The 25626-nt window shown below is 71.1% G+C and carries 25 protein-coding genes; 7 read left to right on the forward strand and 18 right to left on the reverse strand.

Features of this window, described 5'->3' with window-relative positions; genetic code table 11:
* Window positions 1-88: 88 nt before the first annotated feature.
* Genes ACZ4WQ_RS41680 through ACZ4WQ_RS41695 form a run of 4 tightly spaced genes read right to left on the reverse strand, consistent with a single transcriptional unit; the run spans window position 89 to window position 3115 of the window.
* Complete coding sequence (locus ACZ4WQ_RS41680) at window positions 89-1423, reverse strand: NADH-quinone oxidoreductase subunit D (protein WP_311726580.1); 1335 nt, start codon at window positions 1421-1423, stop codon at window positions 89-91.
* Window positions 1423-2166: an NADH-quinone oxidoreductase subunit C gene (locus tag ACZ4WQ_RS41685; RefSeq protein WP_311726579.1), complete on the reverse strand. Its 744-nt coding sequence runs from the start codon at window positions 2164-2166 to the stop codon at window positions 1423-1425. Before ACZ4WQ_RS41685 ends, ACZ4WQ_RS41680 begins: the two co-directional genes overlap by 1 nt.
* A complete protein-coding gene (locus ACZ4WQ_RS41690; RefSeq protein WP_311726578.1) occupies window positions 2163-2717 on the reverse strand; it encodes a NuoB/complex I 20 kDa subunit family protein in 555 nt (184 codons plus the stop codon). The genes ACZ4WQ_RS41685 and ACZ4WQ_RS41690 overlap by 4 nt, the downstream gene beginning before the upstream one ends.
* A 38-nt stretch (window positions 2718-2755) precedes the next feature.
* Window positions 2756-3115 carry an NADH-quinone oxidoreductase subunit A gene (locus ACZ4WQ_RS41695; RefSeq protein WP_311726577.1) on the reverse strand — a complete coding sequence of 120 codons (360 nt, stop codon included), beginning with the start codon at window positions 3113-3115 and terminating at the stop codon, window positions 2756-2758.
* Window positions 3116-3845: 730 nt separating this feature from the next.
* On the opposite strand from ACZ4WQ_RS41695, the gene ACZ4WQ_RS41700 reads away from it, so the two are divergent.
* Entirely contained in the window at window positions 3846-4679 is an 834-nt protein-coding gene (locus tag ACZ4WQ_RS41700) for a C40 family peptidase (RefSeq protein ID WP_311726576.1), read from the forward strand.
* A gap of 140 nt (window positions 4680-4819) precedes the next feature.
* Here the strand turns inward: ACZ4WQ_RS41700 and ACZ4WQ_RS41705 are convergent, their stop codons facing one another.
* A complete protein-coding gene (locus ACZ4WQ_RS41705; RefSeq protein ID WP_358844096.1) occupies window positions 4820-5236 on the reverse strand; it encodes a CBS domain-containing protein in 417 nt (138 codons plus the stop codon).
* Between the two features lie 217 nt (window positions 5237-5453).
* On the opposite strand from ACZ4WQ_RS41705, the gene ACZ4WQ_RS41710 reads away from it, so the two are divergent.
* Entirely contained in the window at window positions 5454-6242 is a 789-nt protein-coding gene (locus ACZ4WQ_RS41710; RefSeq protein WP_311726574.1) for a VOC family protein, read from the forward strand.
* Between the two features lie 15 nt (window positions 6243-6257).
* On the opposite strand, the gene ACZ4WQ_RS41715 is transcribed toward ACZ4WQ_RS41710, so the two are convergent.
* The 6 genes from ACZ4WQ_RS41715 to ACZ4WQ_RS41740 form a co-directional block, all read right to left on the reverse strand.
* A complete protein-coding gene (locus ACZ4WQ_RS41715; protein ID WP_311726573.1) occupies window positions 6258-7583 on the reverse strand; it encodes a geranylgeranyl reductase family protein in 1326 nt (441 codons plus the stop codon).
* 105 nt (window positions 7584-7688) lie between these two features.
* Window positions 7689-8381 carry a demethylmenaquinone methyltransferase gene (locus tag ACZ4WQ_RS41720; protein WP_311726572.1) on the reverse strand — a complete coding sequence of 231 codons (693 nt, stop codon included), beginning with the start codon at window positions 8379-8381 and terminating at the stop codon, window positions 7689-7691.
* A gap of 84 nt (window positions 8382-8465) precedes the next feature.
* Window positions 8466-8915 (reverse strand): imidazolonepropionase-like domain-containing protein, encoded by a 450-nt coding sequence (locus ACZ4WQ_RS41725; RefSeq protein WP_311726571.1) that lies wholly within the window; start codon window positions 8913-8915, stop codon window positions 8466-8468.
* A 23-nt stretch (window positions 8916-8938) separates the two neighbouring features.
* Complete coding sequence (mqnC, locus tag ACZ4WQ_RS41730; RefSeq protein ID WP_311726570.1) at window positions 8939-10138, reverse strand: cyclic dehypoxanthinyl futalosine synthase; 1200 nt, start codon at window positions 10136-10138, stop codon at window positions 8939-8941.
* 95 nt (window positions 10139-10233) lie between these two features.
* A complete protein-coding gene (locus ACZ4WQ_RS41735; RefSeq protein ID WP_398377100.1) occupies window positions 10234-11958 on the reverse strand; it encodes a serine/threonine-protein kinase in 1725 nt (574 codons plus the stop codon).
* A 96-nt stretch (window positions 11959-12054) separates the two neighbouring features.
* On the reverse strand, window positions 12055-12987 hold the full coding sequence (locus tag ACZ4WQ_RS41740; protein WP_398377098.1) for a menaquinone biosynthetic enzyme MqnA/MqnD family protein: 933 nt from the start codon (window positions 12985-12987) through the stop codon (window positions 12055-12057).
* 301 nt (window positions 12988-13288) lie between these two features.
* Here ACZ4WQ_RS41740 and ACZ4WQ_RS41745 point away from each other — a divergent pair, with 301 nt between their 5' ends.
* A complete protein-coding gene (locus tag ACZ4WQ_RS41745) occupies window positions 13289-13492 on the forward strand; it encodes a cold-shock protein (RefSeq protein ID WP_311726568.1) in 204 nt (67 codons plus the stop codon).
* Window positions 13493-13651: 159 nt separating this feature from the next.
* Here the strand turns inward: ACZ4WQ_RS41745 and ACZ4WQ_RS41750 are convergent, their stop codons facing one another.
* Entirely contained in the window at window positions 13652-15628 is a 1977-nt protein-coding gene (locus ACZ4WQ_RS41750) for an AMP-dependent synthetase/ligase (protein WP_311726567.1), read from the reverse strand.
* 141 nt (window positions 15629-15769) lie between these two features.
* Here ACZ4WQ_RS41750 and ACZ4WQ_RS41755 point away from each other — a divergent pair, with 141 nt between their 5' ends.
* Both ACZ4WQ_RS41755 and ACZ4WQ_RS41760 read left to right on the forward strand, forming a co-directional pair.
* Window positions 15770-16366: a zinc metalloprotease gene (locus tag ACZ4WQ_RS41755; RefSeq protein ID WP_311726566.1), complete on the forward strand. Its 597-nt coding sequence runs from the start codon at window positions 15770-15772 to the stop codon at window positions 16364-16366.
* A gap of 68 nt (window positions 16367-16434) precedes the next feature.
* Complete coding sequence (locus ACZ4WQ_RS41760) at window positions 16435-17019, forward strand: hypothetical protein (protein ID WP_398377096.1); 585 nt, start codon at window positions 16435-16437, stop codon at window positions 17017-17019.
* A gap of 40 nt (window positions 17020-17059) precedes the next feature.
* Here the strand turns inward: ACZ4WQ_RS41760 and ACZ4WQ_RS41765 are convergent, their stop codons facing one another.
* From ACZ4WQ_RS41765 to ctaD, 3 genes are all read right to left on the reverse strand, one after another.
* A complete protein-coding gene (locus ACZ4WQ_RS41765; protein ID WP_398377094.1) occupies window positions 17060-17713 on the reverse strand; it encodes a TetR/AcrR family transcriptional regulator in 654 nt (217 codons plus the stop codon).
* A gap of 107 nt (window positions 17714-17820) precedes the next feature.
* Window positions 17821-18210 carry a hypothetical protein gene (locus tag ACZ4WQ_RS41770; RefSeq protein WP_311726563.1) on the reverse strand — a complete coding sequence of 130 codons (390 nt, stop codon included), beginning with the start codon at window positions 18208-18210 and terminating at the stop codon, window positions 17821-17823.
* 24 nt (window positions 18211-18234) lie between these two features.
* The gene (ctaD, locus tag ACZ4WQ_RS41775; RefSeq protein WP_385345005.1) at window positions 18235-19848 is read right to left on the reverse strand and encodes an aa3-type cytochrome oxidase subunit I; all 1614 of its coding nucleotides are present in this window, start codon (window positions 19846-19848) and stop codon (window positions 18235-18237) included.
* Between the two features lie 219 nt (window positions 19849-20067).
* Between ctaD and ACZ4WQ_RS41780 the strand changes: the two genes are divergently transcribed.
* On the forward strand, window positions 20068-21699 hold the full coding sequence (locus ACZ4WQ_RS41780; RefSeq protein WP_398377092.1) for a GMC oxidoreductase: 1632 nt from the start codon (window positions 20068-20070) through the stop codon (window positions 21697-21699).
* 61 nt (window positions 21700-21760) lie between these two features.
* Complete coding sequence (locus ACZ4WQ_RS41785; protein WP_311726561.1) at window positions 21761-22339, forward strand: helix-turn-helix domain-containing protein; 579 nt, start codon at window positions 21761-21763, stop codon at window positions 22337-22339.
* An 11-nt stretch (window positions 22340-22350) separates the two neighbouring features.
* Here ACZ4WQ_RS41785 and ACZ4WQ_RS41790 read toward each other — a convergent pair whose 3' ends face one another.
* From ACZ4WQ_RS41790 to ACZ4WQ_RS41800, 3 genes are all read right to left on the reverse strand, one after another.
* Entirely contained in the window at window positions 22351-23433 is a 1083-nt protein-coding gene (locus ACZ4WQ_RS41790; RefSeq protein WP_398377090.1) for an NAD(P)/FAD-dependent oxidoreductase, read from the reverse strand.
* A 141-nt stretch (window positions 23434-23574) separates the two neighbouring features.
* Window positions 23575-24906, reverse strand: coding sequence for a dicarboxylate/amino acid:cation symporter (locus tag ACZ4WQ_RS41795; protein ID WP_311726559.1), 1332 nt, complete (start codon window positions 24904-24906; stop codon window positions 23575-23577).
* Window positions 24907-25299: 393 nt separating this feature from the next.
* A complete protein-coding gene (locus ACZ4WQ_RS41800) occupies window positions 25300-25587 on the reverse strand; it encodes a DUF4229 domain-containing protein (RefSeq protein WP_311726558.1) in 288 nt (95 codons plus the stop codon).
* Window positions 25588-25626: the final 39 nt, after the last annotated feature.

Raw genomic sequence — 25626 nt, forward strand, 5'->3', positions numbered from 1 at the left:
AGCGTCTCCCCGTTCCCTTCTCCGCCCACGCGGCGCAGAGGTGCGGCCTTCGTCGTCGTCTGCGGCCCGGCGGCCGCGTGTACGTCGGTCACCGGTCGACGCCTCCCATCACGGGGTCGATGGACGCCACGGCGACGATCACGTCGGCGACCTGGCCGCCCTCGCACATCGCCGCCACGGCCTGGAGGTTGGTGAAGGACGGGTCACGGAAGTGCACGCGGAACGGGCGGGTGCCGCCGTCGCTGACCACATGTACACCGAGCTCGCCCTTGGGCGACTCGACGGCCGTGTACGCCTGTCCCGGCGGAACCCGGAACCCCTCGGTCACCAGCTTGAAGTGGTGGATCAGGGCCTCCATCGAGGTGCCCATGATCTTCTTGATGTGGTCGAGGGAGTTGCCGAGCCCGTCCGGCCCCAGCGCCAGCTGGGCCGGCCAGGCGATCTTCTTGTCCTCGACCATCACCGGCCCCGGCGCCAGCCGGTCCAGGCACTGCTCGACGATCCGCAGCGACTGGCGCATCTCCTCCAGCCGGATCAGGAAGCGGCCGTAGGCATCGCAGGTGTCGGCGGTGGGGACCTCGAAGTCATAGGTCTCGTAGCCGCAGTACGGCTGGGTCTTGCGCAGGTCGTGCGGCAGACCGGTGGACCGCAGTATCGGGCCGGTCACCCCGAGCGCCATGCAGCCGGCGAGGTCGAGATAGCCGACGTCCTGAAGCCTGGCCTTGAAGATGGGGTTCCCGGTCGCCAGCTTGTCGTACTCGGGCAGGTTCTTGCGCATCTTCTTCACGAAGGCGCGAACCTGGTCGACCGCCCCGGGCGGCAGGTCCTGGGCGAGCCCGCCGGGCCGGATGTACGCGTGGTTCATCCGCAGGCCGGTGATCAGCTCGAAGATGTCCAGGATCATCTCGCGGTCACGGAAGCCGTAGATCATGATGGTGGTGGCGCCCAGCTCCATGCCGCCGGTGGCGATCGCCACCAGGTGGGAGGAGAGCCGGTTGAGCTCCATCAGCATCACCCGGATGACCGTGGCCCGGTCCGGGATCTGCTCCTCGATGCCCAGCAGCTTCTCGACGCCCAGGCAGTACGCGGCCTCGTTGTAGAAGGGCGTCAGATAGTCCATGCGGGTCACGAAGGTGGTGCCCTGCGTCCAGTTCCGGAATTCGAGGTTCTTCTCGATGCCGGTGTGCAGATACCCGATGCCGCAGCGGGCCTCGGTGACCGTCTCGCCGTCGATCTCCAGGATGAGCCGCAGCACGCCGTGGGTGGACGGGTGCTGCGGACCCATGTTGACGATGATCCGCTCGTCGTCGGCCCGCGACGCCGCGGCCACGACCTCGTCCCAGTCGCCGCCGGTGACGGTGTAGACGGTGCCTTCGGTGGTCTCGCGCGCGGAGGCGGAGGGGGTTGCGTGGGTGGCAGACATCAGCTGTACGACCTCCGCTGGTCCGGAGCCGGGATCTGGGCGCCCTTGTACTCGACGGGGATGCCGCCGAGGGGGTAGTCCTTGCGCTGCGGGAAGCCCTGCCAGTCGTCGGGCATCATGATCCGCGTGAGCGCGGGGTGACCGTCGAAGATCAGGCCGAAGAAGTCGTACGTCTCGCGCTCGTGCCAGTCGTTGGTCGGATAGACGTCGACGATCGACGGGAGATGCGGGTCGTCGTCGGGGACGCTGACCTCCAGCCGGATCAGCCGGTTGTGGGTGATCGAGCGCAGGTGGTAGACGGCGTGCAGCTCCCGGCCCTTGTCGCCGGGGAAGTGGACGCCGCTGACGCCCGTGCACAGCTCGAAGCGGAGCGCCGGGTCGTCGCGCAGGGTCCTGGCCACCCGCGGCAGGTGCTCGCGCGCGATGTGGAAGGTCAGCTCGCCGCGGTCCACGACGGTCTTCTCGATCGCGTTCTCCGGGACCAGGGACTGCTCCTCGAGCGCGCCTTCGAGTTCGTCGGCGACTTCGTCGAACCAGCCCCCGTACGGTCGGCCGGCCGGCCCCGGCAGCCGCACCGGCCGCACCAGGCCGCCGTAGCCCGAGGTGTCCCCGCCGTTGTTGGCGCCGAACATGCCGCGCTGGACGCGGACGGGCTCGCCCTGGTCGCCCCGCCGGCCGGGGAGGTTCTCGGCGTTGAGGTCCTGATCCGGGTTGACCCCATTGGCCTTGGGCGCTTCACTCACCGCAGCAGCCCCTTCATCTCGATCGTCGGGAGTGCCTTCAGCGCCGCTTCCTCCGCCTCGCGGGCCGCGCGCTCGCGGTTCACGCCGAACTTCTCCTCGCGGATCTTCTCGTGCAGCTTGAGAATCGCGTCCAGGAGCATCTCGGGCCGCGGCGGGCAGCCGGGCAGATAGATGTCGACCGGAACGATGTGATCGACGCCCTGCACGATCGCGTAGTTGTTGAACATGCCGCCCGAGGAGGCGCACACGCCCATCGAGATGACCCACTTCGGATTCGGCATCTGGTCGTAGACCTGCCGCAGCACCGGGGCCATCTTCTGGCTGACGCGCCCGGCGACGATCATCAGATCGGCCTGTCGGGGCGAGCCGCGGAAGACCTCCATGCCGAAGCGGGCCAGGTCATAGCGCCCGGCGCCCGTGGTCATCATCTCGATGGCACAGCAGGCGAGCCCGAAGGTGGCCGGGAACACGGAGGACTTGCGCGCCAGCCCGGCCGCCTGCTCGACGGTCGTCAGCAGAAATCCGCTCGGAAGCTTGTCTTCGATACCCATGTGACGGTTCTCCTCTCACTTGGTCCCACACCGGCCACTCAGTCCCACTCCAGGCCTCCGCGCCGCCAGACATATGCGTAGGCGACGAAGACGGTGAGCACGAAGAGGAGCATCTCCACCAGCCCGAACAGCCCCATCGCGTCGAAGGTGACGGCCCAGGGATAGAGGAAGACGATCTCGATGTCGAAGACGATGAAGAGCATCGCCGTCAGGTAGTACTTGATGGGGAAGCGCCCACCGCCGGCCGGATGTGGAGTCGGCTCGATGCCGCATTCATAGGCTTCGAGCTTGGCCCGGTTGTAACGCTTGGGGCCGATGATCGCGGCCATGATGACCGAGAAGATCGCAAAGGCTGCCCCGAGGGCTCCCAGTACGAGGATGGGCGCGTATGCGTTCACCGTCCCCGCTCCCTTCAGTCGACGGTGACTGGCTGGCGGACCGTACGGACTCCCGGACCGCTCCCACGAAGATCGCGCACATGTGAGGCAGTTCACAAGCCCGTTTCGCCTGCATCCTATGCCCGCCGCTATGTGATCTGCGACACGGGGTGCAACAACGTCTTTGTGATCTCCACCACCTGACGAAGGATCATGAAGTCGGATGAGCGGTGATCTTGCACTCGAAGCATCCGATCGATCACGAGAAGTGACATAAGAATCCGTCGCCACTGGTGAGCGGCTTGCGCTCTTTACAAGCTATGGTACCTACACACAAATTTGCGATGGGCGCTCATACCTGATATGTGACAACCATGCCGTCGAGCGACCCCGCACCCGGACCGCCGCGCCGTCACCCACCCCCGCCACCCGCCCCGCGGCCCCCTTGATCACTACTACGCGCTTTCGTTCACGAGCCGGGCCGGGGAGTGAGGTATCCCACCTCGCAAAAGGTTGTGGATCTCAATTTGATCAGGATCCTTGGCATGTGGACCGGGTTGATGGTAGGCGGCGCGGGTAGCCGCCGGGGCCACAAAATGCCGTGCGTATGGGCATGATCGAAAAATTCGGACACGGCGCCGAGGGCCTCAATCAAGATCCAACACCCTCATTTCTAAGCATGTACGCGTCAAATGTGGCGCACTCCACTTTTCTTGATCCGGCCCTCCTAACCCTGATAGCGGTTGGGTCCATGTCCCAGACCGCACAGATACCCAGCCACCGGAAGCCCCGCCGTGCCGCCTCCTCCACGCGTGCACTCCGAGCCGGGGTCACCGGTGGTTTCCTGACGCTCGCGGTCGCCGGCGCCGCCGCGCCCGCCCTGGCCGCCGAGCCGTCCGCCGCCGAGTCGACGCTCGAGATGCCGACCCTCGGCTCCACCCTGGCGAGCTCCGCCGCGCAGTCCGCCGACGCCACCCAGCAGGCGGCCTCCGACTACCAGCTCCAGGCGCAGCAGGACCAGGCCGCCGCCAAGGCCAAGGCCACGGCGAAGAAGGCCAAGGCCGAGGCCGACCGCAAGGCACAGGAGGCCCGGGAGGCGGCGCGCAAGGCCGCAGCCCGCCGCGCGGCCCAGGAGAAGGCCGAGCGGGCGTCCCGCACCGCCGAGCGCACCAGCCTCAGCACCGCGTCGAGCAACAGCACCCCGTCCCCGTCGACCGCGACGAAGGCGACCGGCAACGCCGCCACGCTGATCAACTTCCTGAAGGCCCAGGTGGGCAAGGCGTACGTGCTGGGCTCCAGCGGCCCCTCCTCGTACGACTGCTCCGGCCTGACCCAGGCCGCCTTCAACCAGATCGGCATCAGCCTGCCGCGCGTGTCGCAGGACCAGTCGAACCAGGGCACCGCCGTGTCGCTGGACAACCTCCAGCCCGGCGACCTCCTCTACTGGGGCGCCCGCGGCAACGCGTACCACGTCGGCGTCTACATCGGCGGCGGCAAGTTCATCGGCGCCCAGAACCCGAGCACCGGCATCGTCGAGCGCGACCTGAGCTACGACCCGCCGTCCGGCGCCGTCCGCCTTCTCTGAGCCCTCTCACGACCCGAGCACGACCCGAGAGCGCGCCGCATGGGGCCGCCTTCCCGTACGTCCACGTCCGGGGCGGCGGCCTCATTCCGTGTCCGCGGCCCGCTTTCCCTGTCCGCGCCGGCCGGCAGCCGACCAGCCGCCTAGGCGTACACCTTCTCCACGAACTCGGCGATCTGGGGCTCGCTGACGTGGTGGGCCAGATCAGCCTCGCTGATCATGCCGACCAGCCGCTTGTCCTTGTCGATCACCGGCAGCCTGCGGATCTTGTTCTGCTCCATCTCCCGGAGCACATCGGTGACGTCCGCGTCGGCCGGGATCCACCGCGGCGTGCCCTTGGCGAGTTCCCCCGCCGTCGTCCTGGAGCAGTCCTTGCCCTCGGCGACACAGCCGACGACGATGTCGCGGTCGGTCAGGATGCCGCACAGCCGCTCGTTCTCGTCGGCGATCGGCAGCGCGCCGACGTTCAGGTCCCGCATCAGCTGCGCCGCGCGGTCCAGCGTCTGGGTCTTGGGGATCCACTGCGCGCCCGGGTGCATGATGTCTGCGGCCTTGGTCATGATGTGTACCTCCTGGTACCCGACTGGTGCCCCCTCCTTCCATGTCACCACCGCCGGCGGGCCCTCGCGACCGGCGCCGCGTCCCCGCTCCCCAGCGGCGGCCCCCGGGCCCCGGTGCCAGACTGAGAACTGCCGGGGTGGCCGCCGTCGCCCCCACGGCGGCGCGGGATCCGGCCCCAACGCCCCCGGCTGACCAGGATCCGCCGAAGGAGCCCCCATGCTCACCACCGATTTCGTCCCCGGCGCCCCCAACTGGCTCGACCTCGGCACCCCCGACACCGACGCGGCCGGCGCCTTCTACACCAGCCTGTTCGGCTGGACTTGGGAGTCGGCCGGACCCGAGGCGGGCGGCTACGGCTTCTTCAAGAAGGACCGCAGGACGGTCGCCGCCGTCGGCCCGCTCCACGAGGAGGGCGCGCGCCCCGCCTGGACGCCGTACTTCCGCACCACCGACGCCGAGGCCACCGCCGCGGTGGTCGCGGAGGCGGGCGGCGCGGTGCGCGCCGCGCCGTTCGACGTCTTCGACGAGGGGCGGATGGCCCAGTTCACCGACCCGGGTGGCGCCCGGTTCGCCGTCTGGCAGCCCGGCAAGACCGAGGGCCTCGAAGCGGTCACCGAGCAGGGCACGTTGTGCTGGGTGGAGCTGCACACCCCGGACCCGGTCACCAATCTCGCCTTCTACCACACGGTGTTCGGCTGGGACGCCGAGGAGATGTCGTTCTCCGGCGGGACCTACACCGTGCTCTCGACGGGCGGGCGCGGCGGCGAGGGGTCCTTCGGCGGCATGGCGCAGCTCCAGCAGGGGCACGATGTCGCGCAGTGGCTGCCGTACGTCGAGGTGGCGGACTGCGATCTCGTCGTCGACCGGGCCGAGAAGCTCGGCGGGGCGGTGCTGATGCCCGCCATGACCGCCGAGGACATCGGCCGCATGGCCTGGCTGGCCGACCCCTCCGGCGCGCACTTCGCCGTCATCACCAGCGCCAACCCGGCGACGACGGCCTCCTGAGCGGGCTGAACCGCGTCAGGCCTTCGGGGCCACCTTCGCCAGGCCGTTGATGACGCGGTCCATCGCGTCGCCGCCCGTCGGGTCGGTGAGGTTGGCCATCAGCTTCAGCGTGAACCGCATCAGCATCGGGTGGGTCAGACCGCGCTGGGCCGCCAGCTTCATGACCGTCGGGTTGCTGATCAGCTTCACGAAGGCCCGGCCCAGCGTGTAGTAGCCGCCGTAGGTGTCCTTGATGACCTTCGGGTAGCGCTGGAGGGCCAGTTCGCGGCGGTCGGCGGTGGCGCGGGCCTGGGCCTGGACGATGACATCCGCCGCGATCCGGCCGGATTCCATCGCATAGGCGATGCCCTCGCCGTTGAACGGGTTGACCATGCCGCCCGCGTCGCCGACCAGCAACAGCCCCCGGGTGTAGTGCGGCTGACGGTTGAAGGCCATCGGGAGGGCGGCGCCGCGGATCGGGCCGGTCATGTTCTCCGGGGTGTAGCCCCACTCCTCGGGCATCGAGGCGCACCACACCTTGAGGATCTCGCGCCAGTCCAGCTCCTTGAAGGAGCCGGAGGTGTTGAGCACGCCGAGCCCGACGTTGCTGGTGCCGTCACCCATGCCGAAGATCCAGCCGTAGCCGGGCAGCAGCCGGTCCTGGGGGCCGCGCCGGTCCCACAGCTCCAGCCAGGACTCCAGGTAGTCGTCGTCGTGGCGGGGCGAGGTGAAGTACGTCCGCACCGCCACGCCCATCGGCCGGTCCTCGCGCCGGTGCAGCCCCATGGCCAGCGAGAGCCGGGTGGAGTTGCCGTCCGCGGCGACCACCAGCGGGGCGTGGAAGGTGACCGGCGTCTTCTCCACGCCGAGCTTGGCCTCGACGCCGGTGATCCGGCCCGTACGGTCGTCCAGGAGCGGGGCGCCCACGTTGCAGCGCTCGTACAGCCGGGCGCCGGCCTTCTGGGCCTGCCGCGCCAGCTGCTCGTCGAAGTCGTCGCGCTTGCGGACAAGACCGTAGTCCGGATACGAGGCCAGCTCCGGCCAGTCGAGCTCAAGACGCACCCCGCCACCGATGATCCGCAGGCCGCGGTTGCGCAGCCAGCCCGCCTCCTCGGAGACGTCGATGCCCATGGCGACGAGCTCCTTGGTGGCGCGCGGGGTCAGACCGTCGCCGCACACCTTCTCGCGAGGGAACGCCGTCTTCTCCAGCAGCAGCACGTCCAGCCCGGCCTTGGCGAGGTAGTACGCCGTGGTGGAGCCGGCGGGCCCGGCGCCGACGACGATGACATCGGCGGTCCGCTCCGTGGATGCGGTCTCGCTCACGCGGGTCTCCCGAAGGCTCGGTAACGGCGTGCCGGTCACGCCGGGCACTGGAACGGTTGCAGTCTATGTGGCGTGCCGCGGCCGATACGGAGGGCCACCCCCGGGAGAACCCGGCGGCGCCCGCGGTTTGACGCCTTGGTGGGCCTACGGCTTGACGCCCCGGTGGAGCGCGACGATCCCGCCGGACAGATCGCGCCAGGCGACCTTCGCCCAGCCCGCCTCGCCCAGCCGCGCCGCCAGCCCGGGCTGGTCGGGCCAGGCGCGGATCGACTCGGCGAGATAGACATACGCGTCCGGGTTGCTGCTGACCGCGGTGGCGACCGGCGGCAGCGCGCGCATCAGGTACTCGGTGTAGACGGTGCGCAGCGGGGCCCAGGTGGGGTGGCTGAACTCGCAGATCACGACGCGTCCGCCGGGCCTGGTCACGCGCAGCAGCTCGCGCAGCGCGGCGTCCGTGTCCTGGACGTTGCGCAGCCCGAAGGAGATCGTGACGGCGTCGAAGACCCCGTCCGCGAAGGGCAGCCGGGTCGCGTCGCCCGCCGTGAGCGGCAGCCCCGGGTGGCGCCGCTTGCCCACCCGCAGCATCCCGAGCGAGAAGTCGCAGGGGACGACGTACGCGCCCGCGGCGGCGAAGGGCAGCGAGGAGGTGCCGGTGCCGGCGGCGAGGTCGAGCACGCGCTCGCCGGGGCGCGCGGCGACGGCCCGCGTCACGGCCTTGCGCCACAGCCGGGCCTGCCCGAGCGAGAGCACATCGTTGGTGAGGTCGTACTTGGCCGCCACGCCGTCGAACATCGCGGCGACTTCGTGCGGCTGCTTGTCCAGGGATGCTCGGGTCATGCCCCCATTGTTCACCTGGCCCCCGCCGCGCCCGGCGCCGGACCCCGCCCGCGCCGCCCGTCGGCGCCGGTGCGCGAGCCGCGCTCAACGCCGCCGGTGCACCAGCCGCCCCGCGAGCACCGTGGCCACGCACGCGCCGTCCGCGTCGAAGGCCGCCAGGTCGGCGCGGCCGGTCTCCGCCAGCGCGGGCGGGCGCGGCCGGTCCAGGACGGCGAGGCCGCCCCGCCGCGCGGCGGCCAGCAGCTCGGGGTCGGCGACCCGCGCCGCGACGACCGCCGTGGCGCCCCGCCGCAGCAGCGCGTGGATCCGCTCGCGGGGGCTGGGCGCGTCCGGCACCGGCGCGTCGTGGACCAGGCCCGGGCCCAGCGTGCCGGGCCAGTGGCGCACCCTGGCCCGCGGATACGTGCGGAGCAGCGCGTCCAGCGGCCCGACCGCGGCGATCCGGTCGCCGTCGACCGCGACGGCGGCGTCGTGCAGCGGCGCCGCGTCGTCGGGGGTGAGCCGGACGAGGGGCGCCGCGTGAAGGGTGAGCATCGGAAGGGGTGTCAGGAGAGGGGTCAGGAGGCGTCGATGAGCTTCAGCTCGGGGTGGGCGGTCCCGCCCTCGATCGCCGTCGACGACAGATGGGAGACGACCTGGTCGTCGACCGGGTCGTTCGCCGGGTCGTCGTGCACCACCAGGTGCTCGTAGGTGGTGGCGCGCTGCGCGGGCACCCGCCCCGCCGTACGGATGAGATGGAGCAGCTCCATCCGGTTGGACCGGTGCCGGGCGCCCGCCGAGGAGACCACGTTCTCCTCCAGCATCACCGAGCCGAGGTCGTCCGCCCCGTAGTGCAGCGACAGCTGGCCGGCCTCCTTGCCGACGGTCAGCCAGGAGCCCTGGATATGGGCCACGTTGTCGAGGAACAGCCGGGCGATCGCGATCATGCGCAGGTACTCGAAGACGGTCGCCTGCGTCTGCCCCTTCAGATGGTTGTTCTCGGGCTGGTAGGTGTACGGGATGAAGGCGCGGAAGCCGCCCGTGCGGTCCTGTACGTCGCGGATCATGCGGATGTGCTCGATCCGCTCGGCGTTCGTCTCGCCGGTGCCCATGAGCATCGTGGAGGTGGACTCGACCCCCAGGTTGTGGGCGGTCTCCATGATCTCCAGCCAGCGCTCGCCCGACTCCTTGAGCGGCGCGATGGCCTTGCGCGGCCGCTCGGGCAGCAGTTCGGCGCCCGCCCCCGCGAAGGAGTCCAGGCCCGCGTCGTGGATGCGGCGGATCGCCTCCTCGGCCGGCACACCGGAGATCCGCGCCATGTGCTCGACCTCGGAGGCCCCCAGCGAGTGGATCACCAGCTGCGGGAATTCCTTCTTGATGGCCGAGAAGTGCTTCTCGTAGTACTCCACCCCGAAGTCCGGGTGGTGGCCGCCCTGGAACATGATCTGCGTGCCGCCGAGTTCGACGGTCTCGGCGCAGCGGCGCAGGATGTCGTCGAGGTCGCGGGTCCAGCCCTTGGCGGTGTCCTTGGGCGCGGCGTAGAAGGCGCAGAACTTGCAGGCCGTCACGCAGACGTTGGTGTAGTTGATGTTCCGCTCGATGATGTACGTCGCGATGTGCTCGATGCCCGCGTAACGGCGGCGGCGGGCCTCGTCGGCGGCGGCGCCGAGCGCGTGCAGCGGCGCGGACCGGTACAGGTCGAGCGCCTCCTGCGGGGTGATACGGCCCCCGGCGGCGGCGCGGTCGAGGACGGCCTGAAGCGATGCGCTCTCGGTCACCGGGGCGTCCCTTTCGGCGGGTTGCGGACGGACTGCCCCAGCGTACGCCAGTGGTCATGGGCCTCTGCCGAGGCCCCGCGGCCCCGCCGCGGCCCTCAGCGGTCCCCTGATCCGGCGGTCACCTTGCGCAGCGTGCCGCTCGGGTTGCCCCCCTGCTCATCGGCCGTCTTGTAGCGCAGCGAGCCGTCGGAGGTGAGGGTGAACCGATCCTCGGCCGAGCCATCGGTGCAGCCGGTCTGCGTCTGGCCGCCGCTGCCGACCCGCGAGTCGAGGACCAGCTCCTTCGAGGTGGCCGAGACCAGCTTCCAGCTGCTGTCACAGCGGAGCACCGCCAGCTCGACCCGGCCGCTGCCCACCTTCTCCCCCGGCGTCCCCTCGCGGATGGTGATGGTCAGTTCGCCTCCGGGGATGCTGGACTCGGTGGTGAGCTGCCCCTTCCAGGTGCCGAGGAACGCCTTGGGCACGCTCTTGACGGGGTCGCCGCCGGGGTCGTCGCCGTAGTCGCCGGGGCCCTCCGTCGCCGTCGGTTCCGACCCCGGGCTCGGGGACGAGGCGGAGTCCTTGGCGCCCGTCCCCTCGCCCCCGCCGGTGCCCGGCAGCAGGTGGAACACGAAGGCCGCGGTCGTGGCGGCGGCCAGCGCGCCCGCGACGGACAACACCAGCGTGCAGCTGAGCGCCTTCGGACGGTTTCGGCGCCCGATGGCGGCGGAGACCGAGACCCTGCGGCCCTCGGACGGCCGCCCGCCGGACGGCGGCGCATCGGGCGGGGCGGGCGCGCCGGGCGCCTGCTGGGCCGGGCGGCCGTACGAGGGGTCGGGCGGGCCGAACGCACCCAGGGGCGGCACGGGCGCGCCCGATGCCGACACAGCCGACACGGCCGCGGGGGTTGGCGGAGCCGCCGGGGGCGCGGGCGGATCCGACGCGTCCAGGTCGAGGAGCTCCACCGCCCGCCGGCTCACCCGCTCGACCAGCGGCCCCGGCAGCCACCCCGGCCGCACCAGGCTCGCGGCGCCCCCGTCCGGGGCGAGGCGGCTCACGATCCGCTCCGGGGTGGGCCGGGCGGACGGGTCCTTGGCCAGGCAGGCGGCGATCAGGTCCCGCAGGTCACCGGTCAGGCCGGGGCCGAGCCGGGCCTCCTCGTGGACCACCTTGTAGAGCAGCGCGGCCGAGCTGTCGCCGGGGAAGGGCGGCTCGCCCGTCACCGCGTACGCCAGCACGGCGCCCAGCGAGAAGACGTCGGCCGCCCCGTCCACGCCCTTGCCCAGGATCTGCTCGGGCGACATATAGCCGGGCGAGCCGATCGAGGCACCGGTGGTGGTCAGCGACACCGTGCCCTGCGTGGCCCGTGCTATGCCGAAGTCGATCAGGCGCGGGCCGTCCAGGGCGAGCAGTACGTTCGACGGCTTGACGTCGCGGTGGACCAGCCCCAGCGCGTGCACGGCGGCCAGCGCCTCCGCCAGCCCGGCGCCCAGGGCCCGTACCGACGGCTCGGGCAGCGGCCCCTCGTCGGCGACGGCCTGGCTCAGCGACGGGCCCGCCACATAGCCGGTGGCCACCCACGGGACCCGGGCGTCCGGGTCGGCGTCCAGCACTGGCGCGGTCCACGCCCCGCCGACCCGCCGCGCGGCCTCCACCTCGCGCCGGAACCGGGCGCGGAACTGCTCGTCGAGCGAGAAGTGCGCGTGGACGACCTTCACCGCCACGGTCCGGCCGCCCGCGCTGCGCCCCACGAAGACCCGGCCCATGCCGCCCGAGCCGAGCCGCCCGAGCAGCCGGTAGTCGCCGATGACCCGCGGATCGTCCGCCCCCAGCGGCTCCATCCCGTCTGCCTCCCCCGCTCCCCTCGACTGCGCCGCTCCAGCTTAGGTGCTGCCCCGGACAGGCCACCGGGGCAATACCTGATGGGCGCGAAGCCGTTACACCAGCCCGCGCGGGCCGGCCAGGTCCAGCGGCCGTACCCGTACGTCGGCGGGGTAGCCGGCCGCCGGGGCGGTGCGCCGGACGAACTCGGCGATGCCCTCCAACTGCCGCTCGCCCAGGCTGAAGTCCAGGGTGGTGAAGTAGCGCTCCAGGACCGGCGCCTCCAGCGCCTCCCAGCGCGCCGCCTGCTCGGCGACCTTGGCGACCTCCACCAGGGACAGGTCGCGGGAGTCGAGGAAGGCCCGGTGCACCTGGTGGACGATCTCCGGCTCGCGCTCCAGATACTCGCGGCGCGCCGCCCACACCGCGAAGACGAACGGCAGCCCCGTCCACTCCTTCCACATCTGGCCGAGGTCGTGCACCTGGAGGCCGAGCTTCTCGGCGTAGTGCAGATTGGCGCGCAGCGCGGCGTCGCCGATGAGCACCGCCGCCTCCGCCTCCTGCATCATCAGGCTGAGGTCGGGCGGGCAGGTGTAGTAGTCCGGGGAGATCCCGTACCGCTCGGCGAGCAGCAGCCGCGCCAGCCGTACGGAGGTGCGCGAGGCCGAGCCGAGGGCGACCCGGGCCCGGTCCAGCTGCTCGAGCGGCAGTTGCGAGACGATCACGCAGGACATGACGGGCCCGTCGCAGCCGACCGCGATGTCGGGCAGCGCCACCAGGTCGTCGGCGTTGCGCAGAAACTCCACCAGGCTGATCGGGCCGATGTCGAGATCGCCCTGTACCAGCTTGTCGTTGAGCGCGTCGGGGGTGTCCTTGGTGAGCTCGAGGTCCAGGAGGGCCCCGCTGGTGGCCAGGCCCCAGTAGAGGGGCACACAGTTGAGGTACTGGATGTGGCCGACCCTTGGCCGAGTACGACCGGGCGGGTGGTAGCCCTCGGTGGTCGTGGCGTCGGGTGTACTCCGGGCGGGGGAACTCGGTGAATTGTCCACATACGGAGGCTAGACCCGCGCGTCACATGCGGCGGCGGCGGGGCCCGCCCCGCCTCCGCCCCGAGCCCGGCTGTAAGGCCCCGACCTGCGGTACTATCCAATCCACCAGCCCGGGAAACCCCTCGAATTCGTGATCTTCGGCTCTTTCCCCGCGCACACGCAGCGTGCTAAGCTCACCGCAAGTTGCAGTTAGGTTTCCTTGCAGTACAAAGCCTGCGGAGCATGTAACCGCGGGCTTTTGTAATTTTCAGACTTCTTGCAGGTTCTGGAGCAGGGCAACCCTTTGGCCCAAGGAGGGCTTATGGCTACCGGAACCGTCAAGTGGTTCAACGCCGAGAAGGGCTTCGGCTTCATCGCCCAAGACGGCGGCGGCCCCGATGTCTTCGTTCACTACTCCGCGATCAACGCGAGTGGTTTCCGCTCGCTCGAGGAGAACCAGGCCGTTACCTTCGACGTCACCCAGGGCCCGAAGGGTCCGCAGGCGGAGAATGTCAGCCCGGTCTGATCCGCAGTACCCAAGGAGCCCCGACCCCGCTTCGGCGGGGGCCGGGGCTCCTGCCTTTGTTTTCCGGCCCGCCGCGCCCCCGCATTCCGGCATTCGCGTATTCACTTCGGGTTTCTCCGGCGTTTTCTCTCGCTTATCCCCATCGGCCCGCATAGGGCCTCATAGGCCCTCGTCGCGCCCCTCGCCCCTGACCTTTACGGCGGCCCCCGCGTACAGCGCCTCGATCTCCCGCGCGAAGTCCCGCGCGACCGCCGCCCGCCGCAGCTTCAGGGACGGGGTCAGATGCCCGGACTCCTCGGTGAAGGGCACCGGCAGAACGGTGAAGCGCCGGATCGACTCGGCGCGCGAGACCAGCTCATTGGCGTCGTCCACCGCGCGCTGGACCTCGGCGAGCAGCAGCTCGTCCTCGACCAGCCGGCGGATCGGGACACCCTGCCGCTGCCGCATCCGGCGCCAGTGCGCCAGCCCGTCCGGGTCCAGGGTGAGCAGCGCCGTCACATACGGGCGGTTGTCGCCGATCACCATGCACTGGCCGACCAGCGGATGGGCGCGCAGCCGGTCCTCCAGCGGGGCGGGGGCCACGTTCTTGCCGCCCGAGGTGACGATCAGCTCCTTCTTGCGGCCGGTGATGGCCAGATAGCCCTCGTCGTCCAGCGCCCCGAGGTCACCGGTGGCGAACCAGGCCTCCGCGCCGCCCTCGGGCACCGCCCGCCCCAGCCCCGCGTCCCAGTAGCCGGAGAAGACCTGCCCGCCGCGCAGCAGCACCTCGCCGTCCTCCGCGATCCGCACGGCGCTGCCGGGCAGCGGCCAGCCCACCGTGCCCAGGCGCGGGCGCAGCGGGGGCGTGACGGTGGCGGCCGCGGTCGTCTCGGTCAGGCCGTAGCCCTCGAAGATCTCGATGCCCGCGCCCGCGAAGAAGGCGCCGAGCCGGCGGCCGAGCGGGGAGCCGCCGCAGATCACATAGCGCACCTTGCCGCCGAGCGCGTCCCGGATGCGGCGGTAGACCAGCGGGTCGTACAGCGCGTGGGCGGCGCGCAGCACCGGCCCGGGGCCGCGGCCGCCGCGCCGGGCCTCCTCCAGCGCCACGCCGTACCGCCGGGCCACCCCGGCGGCGCGGTCGAAGGAGGCGGCGCGGCCCATCCGTTCGGCCGTCGCGCGGCCCGAGTTGAAGACCTTCTCCAGTACATAGGGGATGGCCAGCAGGAAGGTCGGCCGGAATCCGGCCAGGCCCGCGAGGAGGTCCTCGGTGCGGAGGCTGGGCGCGTGGCCGAGCCGCACCCGTGCCCGCAGACAGCCGACCGCGATCATGCGCCCGAAGACATGCGACAGCGGGAGAAAGAGAAGTGTGGCGGCGGGCTCCACGCTGACCGACTTGAAGACCGGGTGGAGCAGTTCGATGGCGTTGTCCACCTCGGCGAAGAAGTTGCCATGGGTGAGCGCACAGCCCTTGGGACGGCCCGTGGTGCCCGAGGTGTAGACGAGGGTCGCGAGGTCGTCGGGGCCGCGGCCGACGCGGCGGCGCGCCACGTCCGCGTCCGGGACCGCCCGCCCGGCCGCGTCGATCTTGGCGACGGCCCCGGCGTCGAACTGCCAGAGGTGGGCGAGGCCGGGCAGCTCCCGCCGTACGGCGCTGACCAGCCGCGACTGCTCGACGCTCTCCACGACGCAGGCGACCGCGCCCGAATCCCGCAGGATGTGCAGCGTCTGCTCCTGTGAGGAGGTGGGGTAGACGGGGACGGTGACAAGACCGGCGGCCCAGGCGGCGAAGTCGAACAGCGTCCACTCGTAGGTGGTGCGGGCCATGATGGCGAGCCGGTCGCCGGGGCGCAGACCGTGCGCGATCAGGCCCTTGGCGCAGGCCAGCACCTCGGCGGCGAACGTGGCGGCGGTGACGTCCCGCCAGCCGCCGTCCGGGGTCGGGCGGCTGAGGACGGGGGCGTCGGGGGCCTGGGCGGCGTTGTCGAAGGGGATGTCGGCCAGGCTGCCGCGGGTGGGGTGCGGGGCGAGCGGCGGGACGGCCGCCTGCCGTATCCGGCCGTCCACGGACCGCAGTTCGGGCGGGGCGAGGGCGGGCGGGGACGCGACCGCGGGCGGGGCCGTGGAGGTGGCCGTGGGAGGTGCTGACCGCTGTGCCATGACGTCTCCTGACCCGTCAGTAACCTTACTTCAGAGTAATCATGCTTGGATTCCCCCGGGAAGACCTGTGCGCATGCGCCGTGTGGCGGCGCCTGTTTACGTTGATGCCCTCGGGCCGTACACCCACGAGGGGTGGTGCACATGGTGCGCACCGGCGGCGGCCGCCTCACCAGGCGGTCCCTACGCCTCCCCGTACGCCTTCTGACGACCGCCTCGCTGACCGCGGGGCTGTGCGCCGGGCTGCCCGCCACACCCGCCCTCGCCGCCTGCGGGGACGACCCGGACACCGTCGGCTCCGTGGACGGCGCGGTGCTGACCTATGTGCTGCACACCAAGTACACGGCGGAGTGGGACCGGGCCCGCGCCGAGTGGAACGCCCTGGGCCGGGTCGACATCAGGCCGGAGGCCGGGACCGACGCCGGCACGGGCACCGGCACGAAGGGCAAGGACACCGCGTACGCGGACGTCGACGCGAGCGACATCGACCGCGACGACGTCGGCTGGTCCGGCATGTGGGAGTCCCATGACCTCGGCTCCGACGACATCATCCTCAACGACCACTTCCTGAAGGACTACTCCGCCGACACCCGGCGCGGCGTGGTCACCCATGAACTCGGCCACGCGCTGCGGCTGGGGCACCGCACCGCCTCCGGCGCGGTCATGTACTGCGACGACACCCGCACCGCCATCGCCCCGTCGGACCTCGACATCACGGCCTACCGGGCCATCTGGGGGTGAACGGCGCCGTGTTCACCGGCTCTCGCTACGACGGAGCAGCGCGCGCGACGCGCACGGGAGCGCGCGGCATGGCGATCGCGCTCGGCACGGCCCTCGTCGCCATCGGCGGCAGCGCGGCCGCGTGGTTCACCGTGCCGTACGGCACCACGCGGTACCACCCCACCTACGCGGTACGGCTCGACACCCCGGAGCTCGCCGCCGGCTGGGCCGACGACGTGTTCATCGGCGAGGTCACGGCGCGCGAGGGGCCGCGGCGCACCGACGGCGACCGGCTGCTGTGGACGACCTATGTGGTCGAGGTGCGCAAGACGCTCAAGGGCGAGGTGAGCGGCAGCGTGCGGGTCGCCCAGGAGGGCGGCGACGACCCGCTGCGGCGGCAGCGGATCGTGGTGGGCGACGCCCCGGCGCTCCAGCCGGGCAGAACCTACGTCCTGGCCACCCGGCTGGCCCCGGACGGCTGGCACACCGCCCCGTCCAACTTCACTCCGGTGGACCTGTCCCCCGCCGAGGGCGGCTCGGGCAGCGGGGCCGATGTGTCCGCGGTGTGGCAGGAGGGCGCCGCGCACCCGGCCACGCAGCGGTACGCGCACCCCTCCGGGGTTTCCCGGGCCAAGGACCCCAAGGCCCTGTACGCGAAGGCCCTCATCGGCTGAGGCCCGCGTCCGCGTACGCCCTGCGCGTACGGGCGCGCGCCTACGCCGGTGTGTGCTCCCCGGACGACCACCGCTCGCCCCGCATCAGGCTGCCGAGCCCCGTCCAGGCGAAGTTCATCAGTGTGGCCGCCGCCTCTTCGGCCGAAGGCCCCCCGCCCGCCGGGTCGCCCGCCCACTCGGCCAGCGACTCCGCCGCGCCCACCAGCGCGTACGCGAGCCCGGACGCCTCGCCGCCGGTTATCCGGCCCGTCCCCCGCGCCGACCCGCACCGCGCTTTCTCCCGCGCGGCCGCCGTGAGCGCCTGGGTCACGAACTCGACGATCTCCGCCCGCATCGCGACGACCTCCAGCGCGAAGGGACCGCCGTGTGTACGGGCCTGTACGTGCAGCAGCACCCATCCGTCCGGGTGCTCGGCGGTGTGCGCGAAGAAGCCGTGCAGCCCGCTCCACAGCCGGCGGTCGGCGGGCGCGTCGTACTCGACGGCGGCCCGTATGGCCGCCACCAGCGAGGCGGCCTCCCGCCGGATGCACGCCGCGAACAGCTCGTCTTTGGAGTGCAGATACAGATAAACCAGCGGTTTGGAGACCCCGGCCTGCTCGGCGATGTCGTCCATGGAGGCGTTCCGGTAGCCGCGCCGCGCGAAGGTCCGTACGGCCGCGTCGAGCATCTGCTGCTCGCGCACCGCCCTCGGCATCCGCCTGTTCTTCGTCGCCCCGCCCACGCCGGCCGCCCCCTTCGCCCGTGCCCCGGCGCCCCTCGGCCGCCTTGATCGCCGCCAAGCCTACGGGTGCCGAGGACCCCTCACACCGGGTCCGGAAGATCAAGGTCAAGCGCTACGGCGGCCGGGGCTGCCACCAGCGCCACCAGCACCAGAACCGCCAGCGCCACCAGGGCCAGCGCGACGCACCGGCACAGCAGACGCCGCCTCAGCTCCTCGTACCGCGCCGTGTACTCGGCGCGCAGTTCCTCGCAGCGGTCGACGATGCGGCGCAGCATCCGCCGGGAGAGCTCGACGCGCTCCTCGGCGTACAGGCGGACCACCTCCTCGCGCTGGGCGGCGGTGAGCCAGGCCAGGCGGCCCGCGAACGCCTCGGCGTCCGCCCGGGCGTCGTCGAGCTCGCTCCGGCACAGCAGATAGCCCTCCAGCCGGGCGATGCCCGACTCGACCTCGCGCGGCGTCTCGCGGGACATCTCGCGGCGCCCTGGCACCCGCGCCTACGCCCGCTCGTGCTGCACCGGCTCGGCGGTGATCTCGGGGTGGCGCAGATCGAAGGCGGGGGACTCGCTGCGGATCCTGGGGAGGGCCAGGAAGTTGTGGCGCGGCGGCGGACAGGAGGTCGCCCACTCCAGCGACCGGCCGTATCCCCAGGGGTCGTCCACGGTCACCTTCTCCCCGTATTTGGCGGTCTTCCAGACGTTGTAGAGGAACGGGAGGGTGGACATGCCGAGCAGAAACGCGCCGATCGTCGAGATGGTGTTCAGCCCGGTGAATCCGTCCGCGGCCAGATAGTCGGCGTAGCGGCGCGGCATTCCCTTGACGCCGAGCCAGTGCTGGACGAGGAAGGTGGTGTGAAAACCGGTGAACAGCGTCCAGTAATGGATTTTCCCGAGCCGCTCGTCAAGCATTTTCCCGGTGAACTTCGGCCACCAGAAGTAGAAGCCGCCGAACATCGCGAACACCACGGTGCCGAAGACGACGTAGTGGAAGTGGGCCACCACGAAATAGCTGTCGCTGACGTGGAAGTCGAGGGGCGGCGAGGCCAGAAGAACGCCGGTGAGCCCGCCGAAGAGGAAGGTGACCAGGAATCCGATGGCCCACAGCATGGGCGTCTCGAAGGACAGCGACCCCTTCCACATCGTCCCGACCCAATTGAAGAACTTCACCCCGGTGGGCACCGCGATCAGGAAGGACATGAAGGCGAAGAACGGCAGCAGCACCGCCCCGGTGACGAACATGTGGTGCGCCCACACCGTGGCCGACAGCCCGGTGATGGAGATGGTCGCGCCGATCAGACCCGCGTATCCGAAGATCGGTTTGCGGCTGAAGACCGGAATGATCTCGGTGATCACCCCGAAGAACGGCAGCGCGATGATGTAGACCTCGGGATGGCCGAAGAACCAGAACAGGTGCTGCCACAGCAGCGCCCCGCCGTTGGCCGGGTCGTAGACCCGCGCCCCGAACTTGCGGTCCGCCTCCAGCGCGAAGAGGGTCGCGGCCAGCACCGGGAATACCATGATCACCAGCACGCTGGTCAGCAGGACGTTCCAGGTGAAGATCGGCATCCGGAACATCGTCATGCCCGGGGCGCGCATGGTGATGATCGTGGTGATGAAGTTGACCGCGCCCATGATCGTGCCGAACCCGGAAAAGGCGAGCCCCATGACCCACATATCGCCGCCCACATTCGGCGAATGCACCTTGTCGGACAGCGGCGTATAGGCGAACCAGCCGAAGTCGGCGGCTCCGCCCGGGGTGAGGAAACCGGACACCGCGATGAGCGAGCCGAAGAGATAGAGCCAGTAGGCGAACATGTTCAGCCGCGGGAACGCCACATCCGGGGCGCCGATCTGGAGCGGCATGATGGCGTTGGCGAAACCCGCGAACAGCGGGGTCGCGAACATCAGCATCATGATCGTGCCGTGCATGGTGAACGCCTGGTTGAACTGCTCATTGGACACGATCTGAGTGCCCGGCCGCGCCAGCTCCGCCCGCATCACCATCGCCAGCAGCCCGGCGAAGAGGAAGAAGACGAAGGACGTCACCATGTACAAGGTGCCGATCTTCTTGTGGTCGGTCGTGGTCAGCCAGTCGACGATGACCGTGCCCACTCTGTTCCGGCTCTCCGGATCGGGCTCCCGCTGCTCCGCCCGCCTCGCCTCTACCGCCATCGTTCCTCCACCCGACGCCGTACGCGTCCGACGTTGATAACGCGAATGGGGCGGAAGAGGCTGCTATGACCCTTTGGTGGGCGTGTGGCGTGAGTGGTCGACAAAAGACCATGAGTGAACCGTATGGCCGGAACCTGACCCTCCGCACATGATGCGGGCATGACAGCAAATCTGACGCGTCGTCACATTCTTGGTCTGGCCGCCCTGCGCGGCGCCGCGGCCCTCGGGCTCACCCGGATAGCCCTCTCCCCGGCGGCCGCCGCCGACCGCCCCACGGCCACCGCGAGCACCGAGTACGCCCCGGCCGTGGTCGTCGGCTCCGGCTACGGCGCGGCGGTCGCCGCCCTGCGGCTCGGCGAGGCGGGCGTGCGGACCCTGGTCCTGGAGATGGGGCGGCTGTGGGACGCCCCGGCCGCCGACGGCAAGGTCTACTGCTCCATGACCTCGCCCGACCGGCGCTCCATGTGGTTCCGCACCAGAACCGAGGCCCCGCTGGCCACCTTCCTGTGGCTGGACGTCATCAACAAGGACATCACGCCCTACCCCGGCGTCCTGGACCGCGTCCGCTTCCCCAACATGTCCGTCTACGTCGGGCGCGGCGTCGGCGGCGGCTCGCTCGTCAACGGCGGCATCGCGGTCACCCCGCCCCGCGCGTACCTCCAGGAGGTCCTGCCGCAGGTCGACGCGGACGCGATGTACGCCACGTACTTCCCGCGCGCGAACCGCATGCTGGGCGCCGCCCCCGTCCCGTCCGCGTGGTTCGAGTCCACCGAGTGGTACAAGTACGCCCGGGTCGCCCGCGACCAGGCGAAGGCGGCGGGCCTGAAGACCGTCTTCGTGCCCAACGTCTACGACTTCGACTACATGCAGCGCGAGGCGGCCGGGACCGCGACCAAGTCCGCCCTCGCCCAAGAGGTCATCTACGGCAACAACTTCGGCAAGCGCAGCCTCGACAAAACGTATCTCCCGGCGGCACTCGGCACGGGCAACGTCACCATCCGCACCCTCAGCCGCGCCAGAGCCGTCCGGAGAGCCGCCGACGGCACCTACGTCCTCACCGTGGACCGGCTCGACGACACGGGCGCCGTCATCGCCACCGACGAGGTCTCCTGCCGCTCGCTCTTCCTCGGCGCCGGCAGCCTCGGCACCACCGAACTCCTGCTGCGCGCCCGCGAGACCGGCACGCTGCCCGCCCTCAGCGCCCAGGTCGGCCGGGGCTGGGGCGGCAACGGCAACGTCATGCTCGGCCGCGCCAACCACATCTGGAACCCGACCGGCGCCAACCAGTCCACCATCCCGGTGATGGCCCTCGACGACTGGTCCAACGCCGCCAACCCGGTCTTCGCCGAGATCGCCCCGCTCCCGGCCGGCCTCGAGACCTGGGCCAGCCTCTATCTGGCCATCACCAAGAACCCCGAGCGCGGCACCTTCAGCTACGACGCGGCCAAGGACGCGGCCGTCCTGAACTGGACCAGCACCCAGAGCGCCCCCTCCATCACCGCCGCCAAGACCCTCTTCGACCGCGTCAACTCCGCCAACGGCACCATCTACCGCTTCGACCTCTTCGGCGACACCCGCTCCTTCGCCGCCGACTTCTGCTACCACCCGCTCGGCGGCTGCGTCCTGGGCCGCGCCACGGACGCGTACGGCCGGGCCCTCGGCTACGACCGGCTGTACGTCACCGACGGCTCCCTCATCCCGGGCTCGATCGGCGTCAACCCCTTCGTGACCATCACGGCCCTGGCCGAGCGCAACATGGCCCGCGTCCTGGCCGAGGACGGCGTGGGCTGACCGGCGCCGCCCACCGGCCGCTGTCGCAAAGGAACATGCCGTCTCAGCACGATGAGGGACGATGAGGGGTGTGGACGAGTTCAACAACGTGCTGGCCGCGGTCGGTCCCCGGCTCCGGGAGCTGCGCCGGGAGCGCGGCCTCACCCTGGCCTCCGTGGCCCACACCACCGGCATCTCGGAGAGCACGCTCTCCCGCCTGGAGAGCGGCGGGCGCAGGCCCAACCTGGAGCTGCTGCTCCCGCTCGCCCGCGCCTACGGAGTCCCCCTGGACGAGCTCGTCGGCGCCCCGCACACCGGCGACCCCCGGGTCCATCTGCACCCGGTCACCCGCGGCCACCTGACGTTCGTGCCGCTCACCCGCCGCGCCGGAGGTCTGCACGCCCACAAGCTCGTCATCGCGCCCAGCGTCGGCGAACCCGACCTGAAGACCCACGAGGGCTATGAGTGGCTCTACGTCCTCAACGGCCGGCTGCGCCTCCGCCTCGGCGAGCGCAGCCTCGTCCTGGCGCCCGGCGAGGCGGCGGAGTTCGACACCCACGTCCCCCACTGGCTCGGCCCCGCGGATGACCGTCCGGTCGAGCTCCTGATCATCTTCGGCCAGCAGGGCGAACGCGCCCACCTGCGTGTCCGCCCCGGCTGACCCCGCCCACGCTACGGTCGCGCGGGCCCTTCGGAGCGCCGCAGCGGGTCCAGGCCATGCCGGCGCTCGCCCAGGACCCGCGCGGCGACCTCGGCCTCGGCGACCGCACTGAAAACACCCCCGGAACCTCCGGAGACGGCCGCCCTGCGGCGGGCCACAGCGGCCTCGGTGTCCGCGTTCACCAGATCCGCGTTGATCGCCGCGGCGGCCTGCACCCCGGCGGCCTGCGCCACCGGGACGCCGGCCGTCGGATCGGTGACGTTCCCCGCCACCCACACCCCGGCCACCTCGGTGAGCCCGCTCGCGTCCGACGCCACACAGGTCCCGACCCCCATGGAGTGCTCCACCGCGCTCAGCCCCAGGCCCGCGAGGACCTCGCCGCGCGCGACCATCCGCGGCCCCACCGCCAAGGCCTCCACCGCCACCCGGCGGCCCGAGGCCAGCAGGACCCCGGCCAGCCGGTCCTCCACCACGTCCAGCCCCGTCACCTCGCCGTCGACCACGGCGATCCCCCGCGCGGCCAGCCGCTCCCACTCCTCCTCGGCCAGATCGCCACCGGTGTGCAGGAACAGCGTCACCCGGGGCGACCACTGCCGGAACAGCAGCGCCTGATGCACGGAGAGCGGGCTGCCGCCCAGCACACCGATCGGCGCGTCGCGGACCTCCCAGCCGTGGCAGTACGGGCAGTGCAGCACATCCCGCCCCCACCGCTCCCGCAGCCCCGGCACCTCCGGCACCTCGTCGACCAGCCCGGTCGTCACCAGCAGCCGCCGCGCCCGGAAGACCCGGCCGCTCCCGGCCTCGACGGCGAAGCCGCCCTCCACCCGCCGCGCGGAGACCGCCCGGTCGGACAGGATCCGCCCGCCGTAGCCGACCACCTCCTCCCGGCCGATCCGCAACAGCTCGAGCGGCGGCACACCGTCCCGGGACAGCAGTCCATGCGCCGCGGCGGCGGGCGCGTTGCGCGGCTCGCCGGAATCGATCACCAATACGGAGCGACGGGCGCGCGCCAGCGTCAGCGCGCCCGACAGCCCGGCGACACCCCCTCCGACCACCACGACATCGAACTCATCGGAAACCTTGTGCTCACTCATGCCCCCCACCATGCGCCGCCCCTGCCGGAACGGCGAACTTCCTTGCCGTTCCAGCAAGCGCGACCGGTAGCCGGAAAAGCACGTCGCCCCGCTCTCGGCCGAGGGCCATGAGAGCGGGGCGACGTCGGGGCCGGGCGGCCGCTACGCGGCGGCCGGGACCACCTGGCGGTCTTCGACGGTGGCCGCGTCGTCCAGGGGGGACGCCGAGGCGTGGTCGTAGGCCTGCCGGTCGAGGATCTTCTCGCGGGCCGAGACGATGACCGGGACCAGCGCCTGACCTGCCACGTTCGTGGCGGTGCGCATCATGTCCAGGATCGGGTCGATGGCCATGAGGAGGCCGACGCCCTCCAGCGGGAGGCCGAGCGTGGACAGGGTCAGGGTCAGCATGACGGTGGCGCCGGTGAGGCCCGCCGTGGCGGCCGAGCCGATGACCGAGACGAAGGCGATCAGCAGGTAGTCGCCGACGCCGAGGTGCACATCGAAGATCTGGGCGATGAAGATCGCGGCGATGGCCGGGTAGATCGAGGCGCAGCCGTCCATCTTCGTCGTCGACCCGAAGGGCACCGCGAAGGAGGCGTACTCCTTGGGGACGCCGAGGCGCTCGGTGACCTTCTGGGTGACCGGCATGGTGCCGACCGAGGAGCGGGAGACGAACGCGAGCTGGATCGCGGGCCAGGCGCCCTTGAAGAAGTGCAGCGGGTTGACCTTGGCGACGGTGGCCAGCAGCAGCGGGTAGACGCCGAACATCACCAGGGCGCAGCCGACGTAGATGTCGGCCGTGAAGGTGGCGTACTTGCCGATGAGGTCCCAGCCGTACTCGGCGATGGCGTAGCCGATGAGGCCGAGGGTGCCCAGCGGGGCGAGGCGGATGACCCACCACAGGGCCTTCTGGAGCAGCTCCAGGACGGCCTGGCTGAGGGTGAGGATCGGCTGTGCCTTCTCGCCGAGCTTGAGGGCGGCGACGCCCGCGACGGCGGCCATGAAGACGATCTGGAGGACGTTCAGCTCGGTGAACGGCGTGATGACGTCGGTCGGCACGATGCCGGTGAGGAAGTCCAGCCAGGAGCCCGCGTGCTCGGGCTTGGAGCCGTCCTGCGGGGTGAGGCCGGTGCCCGCGCCGGGGTTGGTGACCAGGCCGATCGCCAGGCCGATGGCGACCGCGATCAGCGAGGTCGCCATGAACCACAGCAGGGTGCGGGTCGCCAGGCGCGCGGCGTTGTTGACGTTCCGCAGGTTGGTGATCGAGACCAGGATCGCGAAGAAGACCAGCGGGGCGACGGCGAGCTTCAGCAGTTGGACGAAGATCGAGCCAATCTTGTCGAGGGTGGTGACCAGCCAGCCGACGTCACCGCTGCGGGCGGCCCAGCCGAGCAGCACGCCGAGCACCAGGCCCAGCAGGATCTGCGCCCAGAACGGCACCTTGGGCAGGCGTATGGAGGATCTCTGAGACGGCGTCTCGGGGACGGATGACAACGGACACACTCCGAGGGCAGGAAAAGGCAGGGGAAGTCAGGGGGACGACGTCGGGGGAGAAGAAGCGGACAGGGGTGAGCCAGGAGTCCGTGCTTGGATCTCCGGCCGCTGGGACGGGGGACAAGCGGTCAGCGGCGGCGACAGGCCGCCGACCGGCAGCGGCAGAGATCGATGTGCAGGCGCGCCACGAGCGGAACGCTCGTGGTGATGCGGGGCGCGGCTGCTGTCGTCATGACGAAAACATTAACACCCTGGCTTTGAGTTCCCCATAGGCAAGCTTTTACACACGGCGGCGGAAGCGAACAACGCCCCGCCGGCCAGCGGGAGCTGGCCGGCGGGGCGTCGGAGGCGTGTGAGGAGCGTTACAGGACGGGGTGGGCGGCCGAGCGCGGCTCAGGCGCCGTCCTCCTGGCCCTGGTTAGCCGCGAGCCGCTCCTTGGCGCGGTCCACCCGCTCCGCGACCTGGGCCGCCATGTCGTCGCGCTGCTTGCGCAGCAGAATGAAGCTCAGCGGCGCCGAGACGACCAGCGCCAGCAGCACGACCCAGAAGAGGTTCGCGTTGCCGAGCCCGGAGGGCAGCAACCGGAAGTACACCAGGCCCCACATCACCAGAAAGCAGCCCGCGAAGATCCCCAGGCGCATGGCGGTGTAGCGGAACGTCGCGCTCGGCTTGAAGGACACGGCCCGTCTTCTTTCTGTTCTCCTGGGAAATCCTGCCCA

This window comes from Streptomyces sp. NPDC028305, assembly GCF_055569495.1.